Source organism: Gordonia sp. 34D, assembly GCF_056682775.1.
In genome coordinates this window covers 1,010,286-1,027,144 of record NZ_CM155293.1, presented here as the reverse complement: position 1 = coordinate 1,027,144, position 16,859 = coordinate 1,010,286, and the positions used below count along the sequence as shown (strand labels likewise).

Annotated in this window: 16 protein-coding genes; 13 read left to right on the top strand and 3 right to left on the bottom strand. The window is 60.9% G+C overall.

The features are described 5' to 3' along the window. Positions 1–307 precede the first annotated feature (307 nt). From AC1L34_RS04730 to AC1L34_RS04705, 6 genes are all read left to right on the top strand, one after another. Positions 308–955 carry an ABC transporter permease gene (locus AC1L34_RS04730; RefSeq protein ID WP_424293325.1) on the top strand — a complete coding sequence of 216 codons (648 nt, stop codon included), beginning with the start codon at positions 308–310 and terminating at the stop codon, positions 953–955. Next, positions 952–2,199 (top strand): ATP-binding cassette domain-containing protein, encoded by a 1,248-nt coding sequence (locus AC1L34_RS04725; RefSeq protein ID WP_480035157.1) that lies wholly within the window; start codon positions 952–954, stop codon positions 2,197–2,199. The genes AC1L34_RS04730 and AC1L34_RS04725 overlap by 4 nt, the downstream gene beginning before the upstream one ends. Continuing rightward, on the top strand, positions 2,196–2,963 hold the full coding sequence (locus AC1L34_RS04720) for an ABC transporter permease (RefSeq protein ID WP_424322475.1): 768 nt from the start codon (positions 2,196–2,198) through the stop codon (positions 2,961–2,963). The genes AC1L34_RS04725 and AC1L34_RS04720 overlap by 4 nt, the downstream gene beginning before the upstream one ends. Beyond that, positions 2,960–3,931: a glycine betaine ABC transporter substrate-binding protein gene (locus tag AC1L34_RS04715; protein WP_424294721.1), complete on the top strand. Its 972-nt coding sequence runs from the start codon at positions 2,960–2,962 to the stop codon at positions 3,929–3,931. The genes AC1L34_RS04720 and AC1L34_RS04715 overlap by 4 nt, the downstream gene beginning before the upstream one ends. 146 nt (positions 3,932–4,077) lie before the next feature. Next, positions 4,078–5,142, top strand: coding sequence for an acyl-CoA dehydrogenase family protein (locus AC1L34_RS04710; protein ID WP_480035156.1), 1,065 nt, complete (start codon positions 4,078–4,080; stop codon positions 5,140–5,142). Continuing rightward, positions 5,142–6,173 (top strand): acyl-CoA dehydrogenase family protein, encoded by a 1,032-nt coding sequence (locus tag AC1L34_RS04705; RefSeq protein WP_480035155.1) that lies wholly within the window; start codon positions 5,142–5,144, stop codon positions 6,171–6,173. The genes AC1L34_RS04710 and AC1L34_RS04705 overlap by 1 nt, the downstream gene beginning before the upstream one ends. 13 nt (positions 6,174–6,186) lie before the next feature. Here the strand turns inward: AC1L34_RS04705 and AC1L34_RS04700 are convergent, their stop codons facing one another. Next, complete coding sequence (locus AC1L34_RS04700; protein ID WP_480035154.1) at positions 6,187–6,708, bottom strand: GNAT family N-acetyltransferase; 522 nt, start codon at positions 6,706–6,708, stop codon at positions 6,187–6,189. A gap of 96 nt (positions 6,709–6,804) precedes the next feature. Here AC1L34_RS04700 and AC1L34_RS04695 point away from each other — a divergent pair, with 96 nt between their 5' ends. The 6 genes from AC1L34_RS04695 to AC1L34_RS04670 all read left to right on the top strand — a co-directional run bounded on the left by AC1L34_RS04695 (position 6,805) and on the right by AC1L34_RS04670 (position 12,525). Continuing rightward, a complete protein-coding gene (locus tag AC1L34_RS04695; RefSeq protein ID WP_424294716.1) occupies positions 6,805–7,326 on the top strand; it encodes a VOC family protein in 522 nt (173 codons plus the stop codon). 5 nt (positions 7,327–7,331) lie between these two features. Next, positions 7,332–8,387, top strand: a complete 1,056-nt coding sequence (locus AC1L34_RS04690) for a maleylacetate reductase (protein ID WP_424294714.1) — start codon at positions 7,332–7,334, stop codon at positions 8,385–8,387. Between the two features lie 80 nt (positions 8,388–8,467). Beyond that, positions 8,468–9,178: a hypothetical protein gene (locus tag AC1L34_RS04685; protein ID WP_424294712.1), complete on the top strand. Its 711-nt coding sequence runs from the start codon at positions 8,468–8,470 to the stop codon at positions 9,176–9,178. A 47-nt stretch (positions 9,179–9,225) separates the two neighbouring features. Continuing rightward, on the top strand, positions 9,226–10,092 hold the full coding sequence (locus AC1L34_RS04680) for an SDR family NAD(P)-dependent oxidoreductase (RefSeq protein ID WP_424294710.1): 867 nt from the start codon (positions 9,226–9,228) through the stop codon (positions 10,090–10,092). Between the two features lie 13 nt (positions 10,093–10,105). Next, the gene (locus AC1L34_RS04675) at positions 10,106–11,029 is read left to right on the top strand and encodes a ferritin-like domain-containing protein (protein WP_424294708.1); all 924 of its coding nucleotides are present in this window, start codon (positions 10,106–10,108) and stop codon (positions 11,027–11,029) included. Between the two features lie 11 nt (positions 11,030–11,040). Then, entirely contained in the window at positions 11,041–12,525 is a 1,485-nt protein-coding gene (locus AC1L34_RS04670) for a flavin-containing monooxygenase (protein ID WP_424322480.1), read from the top strand. A 118-nt stretch (positions 12,526–12,643) separates the two neighbouring features. Here AC1L34_RS04670 and AC1L34_RS04665 read toward each other — a convergent pair whose 3' ends face one another. Then, complete coding sequence (locus tag AC1L34_RS04665) at positions 12,644–13,957, bottom strand: ISL3 family transposase (RefSeq protein ID WP_424322573.1); 1,314 nt, start codon at positions 13,955–13,957, stop codon at positions 12,644–12,646. A 282-nt stretch (positions 13,958–14,239) separates the two neighbouring features. Here AC1L34_RS04665 and AC1L34_RS04660 point away from each other — a divergent pair, with 282 nt between their 5' ends. Further along, entirely contained in the window at positions 14,240–14,596 is a 357-nt protein-coding gene (locus AC1L34_RS04660; protein ID WP_424322481.1) for a hypothetical protein, read from the top strand. On the opposite strand, the gene AC1L34_RS04655 is transcribed toward AC1L34_RS04660, so the two are convergent. Continuing rightward, positions 14,593–16,830 carry a glycoside hydrolase family 3 C-terminal domain-containing protein gene (locus AC1L34_RS04655; RefSeq protein ID WP_480035153.1) on the bottom strand — a complete coding sequence of 746 codons (2,238 nt, stop codon included), beginning with the start codon at positions 16,828–16,830 and terminating at the stop codon, positions 14,593–14,595. The two genes, AC1L34_RS04660 and AC1L34_RS04655, sit on opposite strands and share 4 nt — an antisense overlap. Between the last annotated feature and the right edge of the window lie 29 nt (positions 16,831–16,859).

Genomic DNA, 16,859 nt, shown 5'->3' with positions numbered 1-16,859 from the left:
TCGTACCCGACAGGCACAATCAGCTCACAACCATCAATCCGAAACCGCACAGGCCAGGACGTCACCCCGATGAAATTTCGAGGCTAGGGCCAACGTGTTGTCACAACACCGCTTCCCATTGAGTAGACATCTGCGACCACTGGCGAAGCGCTGACCGCAATTTCCGTCCGCTTCTGTAGGCTCGCCGCGCGCATTCTGCACCGAACTGTCGGATCAGTACGCGCAACGCGACCTGCAAATTCCCCCTGACGCCGGATAAACCGTCACTAACTGCGCTACGGTGGCAAAGTAAAAGAGGGGACTTGTTCTGAACGCAATCTGGGATTTCATATCGAGCCGCAAGTCGCAACTGGCGGTTGATTCCTACTTGCATGTCAGTGCGGTGATTCAGTGCATACTGCTGGCGACCGTTATCGGTGTGGGAGTCGGAATTGCCGTTTATCGCAGCCCGGCAGGTTCGGCGATCGCAACGGCATTGTCTAGCACAATTTTGACCGTTCCATCGTTCGCTCTCCTCGGACTCCTAATTCCAATCGTCGGATTGGGTGTTCCGCCCACAGTCATTGCCTTGACGCTGTATTCGCTACTGCCTATTGTGCGCAACACAATCGTGGGTTTGGGTGCCGTCGACCCAGCCATTACCGATGCCGCTAAAGGTATCGGGATGAATCGTATTCGCGTGCTCACTCGAGTTGAGCTGGTGTTGGCCTGGCCATCAATCCTGACCGGCATGCGCGTCGCGACTCAGATGGCGATGGGCATTCTCGCAATTGCCGCTTACGCCAAAGGGCCCGGCCTAGGCAACCTCATCTTCTCCGGCCTGTCGCGCGTCGGTAGCCCAACGGCTATTCCGCAAGCACTGACCGGCACCGTGTTGATCGTCATCCTCGCACTTCTTCTCGATGCACTGTATGTGCTGATCGGTCGAGTGACGACGTCGAAAGGGATCCGTTGACCGAGAACCGTGACAACCAAAGCAACACAGCCAATAGCGGTGCCGTCTCAGGTGCGGAAATCGTCTTGGAGCACGTCTCCAAGGTGTACCCGGGCCAAAAGAAGCCAGCTGTCGAAGATATTTCGCTGACCATTCCGGCAGGCGAGCTCGTCGTTTTGGTCGGGCCGTCTGGCAGCGGCAAGACCACGACGATGCGAATGATCAACCGCCTCATTGAGCCCAGCAGTGGCCGCATCACCATCGGCGGTCGCGACGCCTTGTCTATCGATGCCAACAAGCTTCGCCAGAGCATCGGATACGCCATTCAGCAGGGTGGCTTGTTCCCCCACATGACGGTGGCACAAAACATTGCCGTCGTTCCGAAGCTGTTGAGATGGGATCGCAAGAAAATTGCGGACCGGGTCGACGAGTTGCTCGATCTGGTTGGTTTAGATGCGGGCCAATTTTCCGAACGCTATCCGCGACAGCTGTCCGGCGGCCAGCAGCAGCGAGTCGGGGTGGCGCGCGCCCTCGCCGCCGACCCACCGGTCCTGCTGATGGACGAGCCCTTTGGTGCCGTTGATCCGATTACCCGTGGCCTCCTGCAGGATGAGTTGACTCAATTGCAGGCGGAACTCCATAAGACGATCGTTTTTGTGACCCACGACTTCTCCGAAGCGGTGAAGCTTGGCGATAAGATAGCCGTCCTCGGCGAACGCTCAAAGGTGCTCCAGTACGATTCGCCGGAAGCAATCCTCGCCAACCCGGCGAACGAGACCGTCGAAGGATTTGTCGGATCAGGTGCGTCGCTGCAGCAACTGAACTTGGTTCGCGTCCGAGATGTCGATATCGAAGACCGGCCAACGGCCCACGAGAACGATTCAGTTCCCGAGTTCGCTGCGCGCATCGACGACTGGGGTATCATCCTCGACTCCCGCGATCGCCCCCTCCGCTGGACGGACCGCAAGCACCTGTTGGGCGCGACGTCGTTGAAGAACGTGGGGTTGCCGGTCGGCGAAGTGGTCTCTACCAGCTCAACCCTGCAGGACGCACTCGAAGCCATCCTGGCCGAACGGAATGCCTCCGCCGTGGTGACCGGTGCCCGTGGACGCTACGTCGGCGTCGTCACCATCGAAACCCTCATCGAATCCATTAGGTCGCTCCGCGAGCAACACCACGGCAATCCGGCGATCGTCGACGCTCACGCCGACGGCGATTCAGCTGAATCAGCTGTGCCCGATACGGCTGAAAGTCCACGCTCATGACGGCCTCAGCTATCTCGCAGGAGATAAAAGCTGATTCCACGTCCAACCTGCAGTTGTGGATTCAGCCGACGATTGCCCTGATCCTCGCTGCAGGCGTTCTGGTGTGGGCGTTCAGCCACGACCTCACGGCCACCCAAAAAGCGACGATCAATTCGTCGTATATCACCGAACTCGTCCTCCAACATCTGGCTTTGACGGCGGCCATCGCAACCATTGTGCTGTTGGTGTCTGTGCCCTTGGCGATTCTCGTGACGCGGCGCCAGTTCCGTTGGGCAGCACCATTTCTGATCGGGGTCGCCAACATTGGCCAGGCAGCACCGGCCATCGGCCTGTTGGTCCTGTTCTTCCTGTGGACGGCGACGACTGGCTTCTGGATCGGCGTACTCCCCATCGCTTTCTACTCATTGCTTCCCGTGCTGCGGAATAGCATGTTGGGACTGCAGGAGGTGGACGCCGCAACCATCGACGCTGCCCGAGGCCAGGGGATGTCCGAGCCACGGATCCTCGGCCAGGTGGAGTTGCCCCTCGCGGTCCCGTTCATCCTCGCTGGCCTACGGACATCACTGGTTTTGGCGGTCGGTACCGCGACCCTGTGCTTCCTCGTCGACGCCGGTGGCTTGGGAATCTTGATCGACACCGGCTACAAATTGCGTGACAACGTAACCCTCGTGGTTGGGGCCGTCTTGGCGGTCGCGCTGGCATTGCTGGTGGACTGGCTGGGCGCGCTTGCCGAGCGCTACCTAGGACCAAAGGGGCTTCGATGAGGCGAACTAGCATCGCCCTGGCATCCATCATCGCGCTGGTTCTCAGCTTGACCGCGTGCGGTCTGCAGTCTGGTGGGGCCTTGCCCCTGCCGGTGAAGCCCGGATCGATTACCGTCCAACCCGACCTGAACGGTCAGTCAATTTCGGTCGGGTCCAAAGATTTCACCGAGCAGGTGGTCCTCGGCTACATTCTCGGGTTTTCGCTAGCGGCCGCTGGCGCAAAGGTCCGCGACATGACAAACATTCAGGGTTCCAACAGCGCCCGCGACGCAATGGCCAGCGGCCAGGTCGATGTTTTGATCGAGTACACCGGTACCGGTTGGATCAACTACCTCGGTAACGAGCAGCCATTACCGGATGCCACTGACCAGTACAATGCTGTCCGCGACGAGGACTTGAAGCGCAACGACATCGTGTGGGTGGACCCTGCCCCGATGGACAACACCTATGCGCTGGCGGTCAACAAAGCCAATGCCGCCAAGACTGGGGTCAAGACGCTCTCTGATTACGCGGCATTGCTCGAGCGCGACCCAGTCGCCGCCACGACCTGCATCGAAACGGAATTCCGCAGCAGGCAAGACGGCTACCCGGGGATGGCGGCCAAGTACGGGTTCAACCCCGCCGATGCGAAGATTCAAATTCTTCAGACCGGCATCATTTATCAGGCTGTCGCCAATGGAAACTGTGCATTCGGCGAAGTGTTCACCACCGACGGTCGGATCAAGGCACTCGACCTCGATGTACTGACAGACGACAAATCGTTCTTCCCGCATTACAACGCGGCCGTCACCATGCGCGCGGACGTCAATAAAGAGTTTCCCTCCATCGCCAAGGTCATGGCACCGGTGATGGCGAAGCTGACCTCGGAAGAGATTTCGGAACTGAATCGGCAGGTCGATGTTGACGGCCGCGAACCCGCCGATGTTGCTCGCGACTGGCTGGTTAAGCAGGGCTTCGTCACGGTCTAATGGTGGCCATCCGGACTCTCCGAACGGTCGTAAGCTGACCAAGCGCATCCTCGGTTGGATTCAAGGCGAAGAGGCAGGACTTGATCGACAGACTCAGATTGGTACCCCCACCATCGGGTGAAACGGAACATCTCCACGATCTGCGGATGCAGGTCCGCGAATTCCTGACCGAGCAACGCAATTCCGGAGCCTTCACGCCCTCCGTCGACAGTTGGATGACCGGGTGGGATCGTGATTTCAGTGTTGCCCTTGCCGATCGCGGGTGGATTGGGATGACGATCCCGAGGCAGTACGGTGGCCGCGGGCGCTCGTTTGTGGAGCGCTTCATCGTCACCGAGGAGCTTCTTGCCGCCGGCGCACCCGTCGCTGCGCATTGGATAGCCGACCGGCAGATGGCCCCTTCGATTCTCAAGTACGGGACCCCGTCGCAGAAGCAGCGGTTTCTGCCCGGGATTGCCGATGCCAGCGAGTACTGGGCGATTGGCATGAGTGAGCCGGACTCGGGCTCGGATCTCGCGAGCGTCCGAACTGCTGCAACCAGAACCGACGACGGTTGGCTCGTGAATGGTGCCAAGGTGTGGACGTCCGGAGCGCACCACGCCAACTGGTTGATGACCCTGGCTCGGACCAGTTCGGTCGATCCGACCAACAGACACGGTGGTCTTAGCCAGTTCATCGTTGATCTCAGTGCGCCCGGGGTGCAGGTGCGCCCCATTGTCTCGATGAATGGAGCCCACCATTTCAATGAGGTGATCCTCGACAACGTGCGGGTGCCCGACGATCGCGTGTTCGGCGAAGTCGGAGCCGGTTGGCACCAAGTGACCTCCGAACTCAGTTTTGAACGCAGCGGCCCGGAGCGAATCCTGTCGACTTTTCCCATCCTGCAGGGCCTCACACGTGAGGCCGCTGCTTCGTCCGCGGAACTCGGACGATTGGTGGCGCGGGTTGCCGGACTGCATCAGATGTCGCAGTCCGTCGGCGAAGCGTTGAGCAGGGGAGAGTCCGCAAGTGTTCCCGCTGCCGTAGTAAAGGTGCTGGGGACCGGGACTGAAGGCGATATTGCTGATCTTGCCGATCAGTTGTCAACCGATGCCGACGGACTGCCGGAGTTGGTCAACGCAGGCGTCGATCAACGTCCGGGTTTCACCATTCGCGGAGGCAGCAGTGAAGTCCTGCGCGGCGTGATTGCTCGAGAGATGGGTTTGCGTTGATGCCGACAATTGAGCCAGCGAACGGCGTTGAACCCGAACTCAGCGCCATGCTGGACGCGGTTTTCGCCGACTACCGCCGGAGCTATTCATCGAGCAGTGGTTTCGATGCCGACCTGTGGGCGGCGCTGGACCGGTTGGGTCTCGTCCGACTCACCGGCCCCGAAACTAGCGGAGGTTCGGGCGCCTCCTGGTTCGAGGCCGCCGAACTGCTGACTGCCGCCGTTCGTCACGGTGTCCGGGTACCGCTCGCCGAGCATGACCTGCTCGCATGCGCTGTCCTCGACGACGCTGGACTCTACGCGGACGACGGACTGGTCCGCACACTGGGGTTTCTCGACGGGAACGGCGAAGCGTCAGGGGTTCCGTGGACGACTGCCGCAGACCGCATTGTCCTTATCTCTCAATCGGACACATCCTGCTTCGTTTCCGACATGGACCCAAGCACCGTGGAAGTCGTCAACGGGGCCAACATCATCGGCGAGCCGCGGGCAACAATCCGTGTGGCGGACGAAAGCCTTTCGCGTACAACGGTTTCGGCATCGGCGGTGGAGAAGGCTCGGCTGAAGTATGCGATGATTCGCGCAATCCAGGTCTGCGCCGCTCTTGAATGCGCTGTCGAATCTGCTATCGAGCACACGACGACCCGCATCCAGTTTGGAAAACCCCTGGCCAAAATGCAGGTTGTGCAGTCGCTCATCGCCGATGCGGCCGCCGAAACGGCGCTCGCGAGAACTGCCACCGAGTCGGCACTCCAGGTTGCCGTTGCCAGCAACTGGTTCGATGAACGGTTGCCCTTCCTTGTCGCTGTTGCGCGATCGTGTGTGGGGCACGCGGCATCGATCGTTGTGCGCAACTCCCATCAGGTCCACGGGGCCATCGGCACTACCCGCGAACACCGCCTGCACGAGTACACGCGGGCGGCTCTCGCCTGGCGGGGCGAGGGCGGGTCGGTACGGTACTGGGATCAGCAGGTTGGCCGCTATGCGAGTCAGGCGGGTCCGTCGATGCTGTGGCCGCTGATCGCCGGTTAGATGTGGCGACTGATTACCCGCCGAAGGCCACGGGATAGGTGATGGTGCCCGTCGGGACTCTTGCTTCGTCGGTCAGTGTCATCGCCATAAAGGCATCGTCTGGTACGTCAAAAGGTGCTGCAATGCCGAATCTTGAGGCTGGCGTGAAGCCAAACCGCGGGTAATAGGCTGCGTGGCCCAGCACGACCACCGTCTGCTCGGCTCCGCGGTCCCGCGCTGCTTGCAGCAGCGCCGAAATCACCGCGGTGCCGACGCCGGTTACCTGAAGTTCGGGTACCACTGCGCACGGTGCCAGCGCCAACACCGGCGTGGCGTCGACGAGGCTCCGGGTCAGTAGGGCATGCCCAATAACCACGCCGTCCCTCTCCGCGACATACGACAGCCCGTCTATCCAGGCCGCACCATCTGCTCGCAGCGCATCCACCAGGTCGGCCTCATCGGCGGTCGGGAAGGCGGCGATACTGACGGCACGAATCGAGGCGATATCCGCAGGCCTTTCCGGGCGAACGACGGTCGTGTGACCTGGATTCGACAACCGAACTCCTAGTTTCAGCGTGGGCGTTGCACTCTCGCTAGTGTGGGCAGTAGCAGGTCCTCGGCTAGGGGAGTGCACAGTAAGGAGTACACCACCATGACCTCTTCTGCATCTGCCGATTCCGAAGCTGAACGCTCCCGGATCTTTGCCGCTCGTCGCGACGAACTCCAATCCAAGTATTTGGTTTCCGCGGCAGATCGGCCAGCCTCATCGGCGCGCGGTCTGCACCACATGGCACTCATCAGCAGTGACGTCGAGACGACGATCAAGTTCTATCAGGGAATTCTCGAATTCCCGTTGACGGAAGTGATTGAGAACCGCGACTATGCGGGATCGACACACTTCTTTTTCAATATCGGCAACGGCAATCTCTTAGCCTTCTTTGATTTCCCCGGCCTAGATCTGGGTCCGTATCGCGAGGTCCTCGGAGGACTGCACCACGTGGCGATCAGCGTGGAGCCGGCCACCTGGGCGCGTCTGCGCGACAAGCTCGTCGCGGCTGGGGTCGAGACCGTGGTCCACAGCGAGGTATCCCTGTATTTCACCGACCCCGATGGCGCCCGTGTGGAACTGCTCGCCGATCCGCTCGGCGAAATGTACGGCAGCGTCGTAATTTAACCTCAATGGACCAGTTCACTTACCGATCGACTAGTCCGTCCCGCGTCGTTTTCGGATCCGGCACTCTCGACCAACTTTCTGACGAGGTGGCTCGGCTCGAAGGATCACGGGTGCTGTTGATCTCGAGTGAGCGGTATCGGGATGTCGCCGAATCAGCACTGGGTGACCTGCTGGCCGCAAGCTTTACCGGCGCTCAGATGCATACACCGATCGCGGTAACTGCCGAAGCCCTGACGGTCGCGACTGAGCACCGGATAGACACCGTGGTTGCCGTTGGCGGTGGGAGTGCGATGGGGCTCTCTAAGGCTCTCGCATCCCGTGCGAACTACCCGCAGATATTTGTGCCGACCACGTATTCCGGATCCGAGGCGACGGCAATCCTCGGTGAAACTGATGCCGGGGTGAAGACAACGCGCTCGGGTCCGGAAATCATGGCTGACACCGTCGTCTACGACGTAGATCTGACGTTGACAATGCCGATGGAACTGACCGTGGTCAGTTCAGTGAATGCGCTGGCCCACGCGGTGGAGGCGATGTATGCCGTCGACCACAATCCGGCGATGAACGCGATCGCCTCCGAAGGAGTGCTGCGGATCAGCCGCGGTTTGCGCGGGGTCAAGCCAACTCCTACCGATCCCGCACCTCGTGCGGACCTCCTCAGTGGGGCGTGGTTGGCGGGCATGAGTCTGGCGAACACCGGAATGGGTCTGCACCACAAGCTCTGTCACGTGCTCGGCGGCAGTTTTGGGTTGCCTCACGCACCGACGCACACCGTCGTTTTGCCGCAGGTGATGGCGTACAACGCATCCGGCGCACCGGCTGCGATGGCCGCTGTGGCCAACGCGCTCGGTGTTGACGACGCTCCGTCGGGGCTCTTCGATCTCATCGTCGACCTCAACGGCCCAACCTCGTTGGCCGAGTTCGGGTTCACGCGCGATGACATTCCGCGAGCGGTCGAGATCTCGATGCGCCAGCACTACCCCAATCCTGTGGAAATCACTGAAGAAGGCCTGGTCAAAGTACTGACGGCCGCCGTTGCCGGGACACCGCCATCCACCTAATCCCGGCCGGTAATCGGGGCAATGTCAAACCTGTGGATATCGTGCTGGTCAGGTACTTCCTCGGACATTACGGTCGTCGCATGACAAACAACGGGGGAGAGCAAAAACAATGGGCGCCATCGCAAATGGTGCGCATCCGATCCGAACTGGCCGAAGGCTACCGCCGCATCAAACACCACATCGCCGGTGAGAATTACGCTGGCGGCGAGACGGTGAACACGATGATCGATGGTGCCCTTCATGCCCTTTCGACGGCACCGCCAACGTGGCTTCGAGCAGGCACGGTCGCCTCGTTGCGCGATGAACTGGTGGTGCCCGCGCCCGCCACCGACCTCACCGTCGTCGGGGCTTCGGGCTTTCTGGTCTTCCAGCGGCCGGTCACGCTGTCGACTCTGGGCGATGCCGGGCCCGCTGGGATTGCCCCGATCAACGCACTCCTGTGGTGGCCCGCTGACTTCGACGGCCACGACCTTCACCTCGATGAGGCGGAACCGGTCATGATCGTCGTGCACGCCCTCTCGACGTACCTCACTGCTGAAACCAGTTGGTCGCCAGCCGTGTGGTCTGATTCCACGCTCACCGATCTCGGTATGTTCCCGCTACCGCTTCTCCGCGACATGGTGCCACCGTCCGAAACAAAGGACGACCTCGCGCCCGCGATCGAATTGTTGCTCGGGTTGGGTGCGGCAGCGCGGGAGCAACGGGTGCTTTTCGAGTCGGTGGCCGTCTCGGGTGGAGGTGAAACTGGCCAGCCTCGACCACGGGCGGTCTCGGTGTTGGTCGATGCCTAACGAACTGTGTCATTGACAATTGTCACAGTCGGTGGTGGCATTGAAGAATGTTCGCAATTGATCGACTGATCCTGGCTGCAAATCGCAACCGCCGCACCGTCAATGCCCGCGCAGTTGTGACGGGAGCGGGAAGTGGGATCGGTCGATCATTCGCCCTTGAATTGGCTCGCCGCGGTGGCGACGTCGTCTGTGTAGACATCAACACCGCACGGGCCGATGCCACGGCCAGCACCATCATTGCCGCTGGCGGACATGCCCTGTCGCACACCTGCGACGTTGCGGACCGATCCCAAATGGACCAACTCGCCAAAGTTGCCGAACACTACTTCGGCGGTCCGCCGTCGCTCGTGATCAACAATGCGGGCGTCGGCATCGGTGGTCGACAAGTCGGCGACATCGGCTTTAAGGATTGGGACTGGGCCCTGGGCATCAACCTCTGGGGCGTGGTGCACGGCTGCGAAATCTTCGCTCCGCTGGTTCGCCAATCCGCTCGTGGCGGCATCATCAATGTCGCTTCAGCCGCAGGCTTTGCCGCATCACCGGCGATGGGCCCCTACAACGTGTCCAAGGCTGGTGTCATGGCACTCTCGGAAACCCTCGCCGCGGAAGCGAGCGGCACCAAACTAGCCGTCACGGTCCTGTGCCCGACCTTCGTAAAAACAAATGTGTCCGTCGATGGTCGGATTACTGCGGCCGGACGCGGTCTTGCGGACAAGCTGATGGCCTGGACCGGTGTTTCACCGGACAGTATCGCGGCAGAAACCCTCGATGCACACGATCTTGGCCGCCTCTATGTGGTGCCGCAGCTCGACGCGACCGTCATTTGGCATCTCAAGCGCTACTTCCCAACCCAGTACGCCCGCGGGGCCGGCCTGATCGGTCGACTCCTTCCCACCGAAAGCTCCACACCCTAATCGGAGGCTCGTCATGGCTATGGATCTAGACCGGATGCTCGACATGATCAAGGATCGTCAGTGGGCTTTGGCCGACGTTGACTGGGACGCGCCCGGCGCTGAACTTATCGAACCGGAATTGCACGCCAAACTGAAACCCTTCATTTCAGACCTTATGTGGATCGAGAACGTCGGTGCGCGCGGGTTCGCCGCGATGGCAAAGAAAGCACCGAATCCCACGCTGAAAAGAATCTATGAGCACTTCCACGCGGAAGAGCAAAAGCATGCGAACGCCGAACTCGCCCTGATGCGACGATGGGGAATGCTTGAGAACGACGAGATCCCGTCGCCGAATGTGAACGTCCAATTGGCGATCAATTGGCTCGACGCCTACGCCGACGACCTGTCACTGTCGATTCTGGGCACGGTGATTCCGATGCTGGAGGTGGCGCTCGATGGCGCGCTGATCAAGTTCATCACCGACGAGGTTGCCGACCCGGTTGCGCAGGATGTTTTTCGACTGATCAACGCCGATGAATCTCGTCATCTCGCAGTTGATTACGAGGTAATGGATTTGCTTGGCCACGCAAATGTGCGCAAGTTGGCGACGGAGTTCGTCGGCGGTCTGGTGCGCCCGAGCCTGCTCGTCGGCATGCTCGCGTATATGCCGTTGCTCAACAAGATGCGCGACAACATCGTGGCGATGGGCGTCGACGAAGGAAAGCTGTACGGCGCCATGAAGAAGTACCGGGCGGTCGGGGAGCGCAGCAGCTATGTACGCCGCCTGCCAATGTTCCAGGTAGTCGCGCTGCACGGTCGGTTGGCCATCAACCGCGACTATTGGCCCTACCATGCTGTCGCCGACGGTCTCGTCAAGGCGACAGGGATGATCCCGTTCCCACTGATTCACCGAACGCCTACATGGTCGAGCGAGTTGACCTACGAACCGGCAGCGTAGGGGAGCGACAGATGAGTGTGGCAGTAGCCATTATCGGAGCGGGTTTCGCTGGCATCGGTGCCGCCATCAAACTTGCGCAGCGGGGTGTCGACGACGTCGTCATCTATGAACGTGGGGATCGCGTTGGCGGCACCTGGCGCGACAATACTTATCCGGGCGCGGCCTGCGACATCCCGTCGCGCCTGTACTCGTACAGCTTTGCGCAGAATCCGGACTGGTCGCGGACCTATTCGGGGAGTTCGGAAATCCTGGCGTACATCGAGGCGATGGTCGAAGAGTTTGCGATCGCCGACCAGATCCGGTTTGACCATACGGTGATTGGCGTCGAGTACTGCGCCGATAGCGGCGAGTGGACGATCCGATTCGACGGGCAGGAGGCGGTGCAGGCTCGTTCAGTCATTGTTGCCTCGGGCCCGCTCGCCAATCCTTCTCTTCCCGATATCCGGGGACTGAGCGAGTTCCAGGGTCATCGGATTCACAGTGCCCGGTGGGATCACGAGTACGACTTCACCGGCAAAAAGGTGGCGGTGATTGGGACCGGCGCCAGCGCGGTACAGATTGTGCCGGAACTGGTGAAGCAATCGGCGTCGGTGAAGGTCTTTCAACGGACACCGGGCTGGGTGCTGCCGCGAATGGACACCAACACCGGATCACTAACCAAGGCCATCTATCGCTCGATTCCGGGGTCTCAGAAACTCGCGCGAACCGCATGGTTCTGGGGCCACGAGTCGGTCGCCCTGGGAGTGGTTTGGGATACCCCGGCCACCAGGATTGTCGAAGCCGTCAGTCGTGCGCATCTTCGACGTCAGGTCAGCGACCCGTGGTTGCGTCGGCAGCTCACCCCAGATTTCGCTGCGGGCTGCAAGCGCCTGCTGATGAGCAGTGACTACTACCCGGCGTTGCAAAAGCCGAACTGCAAACTCATCACCTGGCCAATCGCACGGATCGCCCCAAAGGGAGTCCGGACAGCCGAAGGTGTTGAGCACCAAGTGGACTGCATCGTCTTCGCAACCGGTTTTGAAGTCGGCAAGCAAGGGACGCCGTTTCCTGTCACCGGTCTCGACGGCCGCGACCTGGCGACCGAATGGAGTGGCGGCGCCTACGCCTTCCGCAGCGTTGCCGTCTCCGGGTACCCCAATCTGTTCTTCACTTTCGGCCCGAACTCCGGGCCCGGGCACAGTTCGGCGCTGGTGTACATGGAGGCGCAGATCGACTATATGGCCCAGGCCATTGCGAAGCGCGAACGCGAAGGCTGGAAGGCTCTCGACGTCCGTACCGACGTCCAAGAACGCTACAACCGAGATATCCAGCGTCGCCTGAAATCCACGACCTGGAACTCCGGTTGCCAAAGTTGGTATCTGACCGACGACGGGTTCAACGCCACCATGTTTCCCGGCTTCGCCACCCAGTTCGTGAACCAACTTAAGCGCGTCGATCTGAAGGACTTCCGAATCTTGGTGCACGAGGATTCGCAGGTGCCAGAAGCCGTTTCTTGACCGTCTCGCCAGGTTGAATTTAAGTCATTGCAAGCGACGCTACCTGCCCCATTTTGACATCTGTCCTCAGCGAATGACAGGGAAATTGGCATGCGCCACCAAAACGGCTCTTCGTATTTCAGAGTGCGTTGACTCGTTCGGTGAGCTGACCCGAGTGCAGTAGTGACCGCAAGATGTAGTGGTCGAGGTTGCGGAAGCCTTGCGCGATGCCGCGGAGGTGTTCGAGGCGTCCGTTGATGGCTTCGACTGGCCCGTTGGAGACGCCGACGTCGAAGTAGGCGAGGATGTCGGCGCGCCGGGACCACAGGCTTCGTCCGAGTTGGGCCAACTCTTGCAGGCCTGCCGGCAGTCCGGTGCGGATACGGCGCAGGATCTTGTACATGAGTTTCTTTCCCTCGCGGCGCTGCGGGTGTTCGTAAGCGGCGATCAGCTGCTGGTAGATCTGGTGGGTGATCTCGACAGCGACATGGTCGTGGTGACTGGTCAGCGACTCGAACAGGCGGATCTTCTGTTTGTCGGTGAGCAGTTCGGTGCGGGTGTGCAGAATCCGGCGGATCTTGTACAGCGGGTCGTCCTTGCGGCCCCGGTGTCCGCATACCTGCTGCTGGATCCGTTGCCGACACAAGTCGAGTTTGCTTGCGGCCAGATGGACAACGTGGAACGGATCCATCACCACCCGGGCCGCGGGGAGTTCCTCGGCGGTGGCGCTCTTGTAGCCGGTGAATCCGTCCATCGCCACGACCTTGATCCGATCCCGGAACTGCTGGTCCCGGGCGGCCATCCACTGTTTGAGGACGTGTTTGGAGCGGCCGCCGATCATGTCGAGCAGGCGTGCCGGGCCGGTCCCGTCGATGACCGGAGTCAGGTCGATCAGGACCGTGACGAAACTCGGTTCCCCTTGTCCGCGAACGTGTTTCCATTTGTGCTCGTCCACACCGAGGCACCGGACCCCGTCGAGGTGGTCGCCGTCGTAGACCAAGGCGCGAGCGGCGTCTGTAGCGATCTGGTTGACCGTGCTCCACGAGATCGCGAGGTTCGCGGCGACGGCGGCCACGCTCATCTTGTCGACCACGATGCGCTGCAAAATCCAGCGTTCGGTCCTGGTCGTGACCACTGCTCGAGCCCTGGCGATGTGGTCGATCCTCGCGCGAAAGACCGACCTCGAGCAGTCGCTGGTGTGGCACACGAACCGCGGAACCATCACGTGCAGGAGGACTGGATAGCCGACGACAGGAGTGTCAGTCAGGACCCGCTCGACCCGATCTCGTAGTTGACCCGCAATGTTGCAGTCCGGGCATCGTCGATCGGGGTCGAGGACCTCGCAGAAAACATGGGTCCGGTCATCGGCGCCGACGGCCGCACCGGTGATCGTCACGCCCAACTCGACGGTTCGGCAGATCGTGTCGGCAACATCGGAAGTAAGCTCAGCCATGGGTCCTGTGGTGTGCGTCAAGGGTGTGTAGGAACTTCCATGATCACACCCAGGACCCGCCTACATCTTGTGGTCGCCCGCGCTCGTCCCGAACCTCACCTACGCACTCTCAGAACCGAAGAGCCACCAAAACGCCAGGCAACAATGACTGCCAATTGGCACAAATAGAGCGATTGACAATCACAAAACGCGCCATTCATACATTATTCGCGTTGGAAATTTATCATCGCAGATCCATTAGCACGGGAGTAAGATTTAAATCCCGAGCCGATAGGAAGGATCATGAAAAAACGCACTATTCGGGCTATTACCCGAACTGCCGCGATCTCCGTCGCAGTAGGCGCCGCCGCGCTATTCGGCGTCGCCGGTCAAGCTTCAGCCGATGTCCAGCCCGGAACCTATACGTCAACAACGTTGACGGGCAATGTGGTATTGCTGCAGCGTACAGCACATGTCAGCGGCCACGACCTGGTCCTGATCGGCCACTACCCAATTCACCCAACAGCCAGGGGCGGCTTCGTCGACCTCTTTCCCGGCCACCGCGTGATTCTCAATAGCGACGGCCACGGAGGATACAAAGGACCGGCATACCTCGGAGGTACCGTAATCGGAAGCGTGACGTTGACGCCACACCGTTAAGCGGTCGAATTCGTCATCTTTATCAGTGCCTCAATTTGCCCGGTCTCAATGTCCACACCCGGGAAATTAATTAGTCGACCGATGGGGAACGACCCGAGGAGTGCGCTCATCGCCTCGTCGGTCAGCAGGCCGCCGCCCGCGCCCGCGAGAGCTTCGAGACTGGCCTGGACCACCGGGCCCGCGACGGGATGTGCCAGCACTTCGCCGAACGACGATTCCATCGTCAGCGGCAGGTGCAACTCATCACCGGTCACCGCGATTGTCGTGGTGGAGCGAATGTCGCGACTGGAGGCTCCCACCTCCAGTCGGTACTCGCCGCCCTCGACGACGAAAGCGTCCGCGCGAACGTCCCAGTAGGCGAGGTCTTTGCGACGAACAGTGATGGTCGCTTCTCGTGACTGGCCAGCAGCGACCGCCACGGACGCGAATGCCTTCAACTCACGTGGTGCACGCTCAACCACGGAATTGTCCAAGGCGGTGTAAACCTGGACCACTTCGCGGCCGTCACGATCACCGGTGTTGGTGAGTGGCACCGTCACGATGAGGTCGCCGTTGGCGTCCGTGTTGACCGATGCCTGACCATAGCTAAATTCCGTGTACGACAGCCCGTGCCCAAACGGGTACGCGACGTCGAAGCCGCGGTTGTCGTACCAGCGGTAGCCGACGTGAATCCCTTCGCCATACCGCACATGGCCAACGGCACCGGGGAAGTTTCCGTACGAGGCCGTGTCCTCAAGTCGGAGCGGGATGGTCTCGGTGAGTCGGCCGGACGGGTTCACCGCACCAGTCAACACATCGACCGTCGCGCTGCCGCCAGCCTGGCCGAGTAGCCAAGTCTCGGCAATCGCTGGAATGTGATCACGGAAAGGCAGTGCGACGACGGAACCGTTCGACAGCACCACCACGACGTTCGGGTTGGCTTTCCGTACAGCGTCGATCAATTCCAACTGCCCAACGGGGAGATTGATGTGGGTACGGTCGAAGCCTTCCGACTCATCGGCATCCGGCAGTCCGACGCACAACACAACAACATCCTGCTGAGCGGCCAATTCGACGGCTTCCGACCGCAGCGTCTCACCGTCACTACCGTCGAAAGCAAAACCGGGAGCAAACCGGGCGCGATCGCCGCACACGGCCACCAAGGCATCGAGTACCGAGTCAACCCGCGTCGGGTTGATGTGCGACGATCCGCCGCCCTGGAAACGCGGGCTTCGAGCAAACTCGCCGATCACCGCTACCGACGCGTCGGGGGCGAGGGGGAGTAGCCCGTCGTTCTTCAGCAACACAATGCTCCGTCCAGCAACTTCTCGTGCCAATGCGTGATGAGCATCGACGTCGAGAGGTCCGGCAACGGCAGGCCGCTGTGCGGCCTTGGCAACCAGTTGCACTATCCGTGTCACGGCGAGATCGAGTGCTTCGGAAGACAGCGAGCCGTCGGCAACCGCGGCTACGACTGCCGCGTCGGCGGCCCCACCGCTGTACGGCATTTCCAGGTCGAGTCCGGCGGCCAGTGCAGCGACACGGTCGCTGACCGCGCCCCAGTCCGAGACGACCAAGCCCTCGAAACCCCACGCCGTACGTAGCGTGTCGGTCAGCAGCCACGGATCTTGGGAGGCGTACACGCCATTGATGCGGTTGTAGGAACACATCACGGTCCACGGTTGGGTCTCAGTGACGATGTGCTCGAATGCGCGCAAATAGATCTCGTGCAATGGGCGAGGGTCGATGTCGGCCGACACCCGCATGCGGTCAGTTTCCTGGTTGTTCGCCGCGAAATGCTTCAACGAGGTACCCACACCGACGGACTCGATGCCGCGAACGAGAGCGGCACCAATGTGCCCGGCCACGATGGGATCTTCGGAGACGTATTCAAAGTTGCGGCCGCACAACGGCGATCGCTTGATATTGATGCCGGGTCCCAATACAACGGCAACGTCTTCGATGGCCGCCTCGGTACCGATGGCCTGCCCCATCCGCTCAGCGAGCTCGGCATCAAACGTAGAGCCCAGCGCAACTGCGGGAGGGAAGCAGGTGGCCGGAACACTGTCGTTGATCCCGAGGTGATCTGCCGCCCCCGCCTGCTTCCGCAGTCCGTGCGGCCCGTCCGTCAACATCACCGATGAAATACCAAGGCGCTCAATAGCCTTCGTGGTCCAAAAGTCGGCGCCGCTGGTGAGCGATGCCTTCTCTTCGACGGTCAGCGCATCGAGAAGTTCTTGAACTGTCTTCGGCATGGCGGACTCCTTCACGGACTCTTGTGCGA

What these genes read in the sequence shown, in the direction of transcription:
- AC1L34_RS04720 (WP_424322475.1), top strand. Translation starts at nt 2,196, where the DNA reads ATGACGGCCTCAGCTATCTCGCAGGAGATAAAAGCTGATTCCACGTCC.
- AC1L34_RS04715 (WP_424294721.1), top strand. Translation starts at nt 2,960, where the DNA reads ATGAGGCGAACTAGCATCGCCCTGGCATCCATCATCGCGCTGGTTCTC.
- AC1L34_RS04710 (WP_480035156.1), top strand. Translation starts at nt 4,078, where the DNA reads ATGCAGGTCCGCGAATTCCTGACCGAGCAACGCAATTCCGGAGCCTTC.
- AC1L34_RS04705 (WP_480035155.1), top strand. Translation starts at nt 5,142, where the DNA reads ATGCCGACAATTGAGCCAGCGAACGGCGTTGAACCCGAACTCAGCGCC.
- AC1L34_RS04695 (WP_424294716.1), top strand. Translation starts at nt 6,805, where the DNA reads ATGACCTCTTCTGCATCTGCCGATTCCGAAGCTGAACGCTCCCGGATC.
- AC1L34_RS04690 (WP_424294714.1), top strand. Translation starts at nt 7,332, where the DNA reads ATGGACCAGTTCACTTACCGATCGACTAGTCCGTCCCGCGTCGTTTTC.
- AC1L34_RS04685 (WP_424294712.1), top strand. Translation starts at nt 8,468, where the DNA reads ATGACAAACAACGGGGGAGAGCAAAAACAATGGGCGCCATCGCAAATG.
- AC1L34_RS04680 (WP_424294710.1), top strand. Translation starts at nt 9,226, where the DNA reads ATGTTCGCAATTGATCGACTGATCCTGGCTGCAAATCGCAACCGCCGC.
- AC1L34_RS04675 (WP_424294708.1), top strand. Translation starts at nt 10,106, where the DNA reads ATGGCTATGGATCTAGACCGGATGCTCGACATGATCAAGGATCGTCAG.
- AC1L34_RS04670 (WP_424322480.1), top strand. Translation starts at nt 11,041, where the DNA reads ATGAGTGTGGCAGTAGCCATTATCGGAGCGGGTTTCGCTGGCATCGGT.
- AC1L34_RS04665 (WP_424322573.1), bottom strand. Translation starts at nt 13,957, where the DNA reads ATGGCTGAGCTTACTTCCGATGTTGCCGACACGATCTGCCGAACCGTC.
- AC1L34_RS04660 (WP_424322481.1), top strand. Translation starts at nt 14,240, where the DNA reads ATGAAAAAACGCACTATTCGGGCTATTACCCGAACTGCCGCGATCTCC.
- AC1L34_RS04655 (WP_480035153.1), bottom strand. Translation starts at nt 16,830, where the DNA reads ATGCCGAAGACAGTTCAAGAACTTCTCGATGCGCTGACCGTCGAAGAG.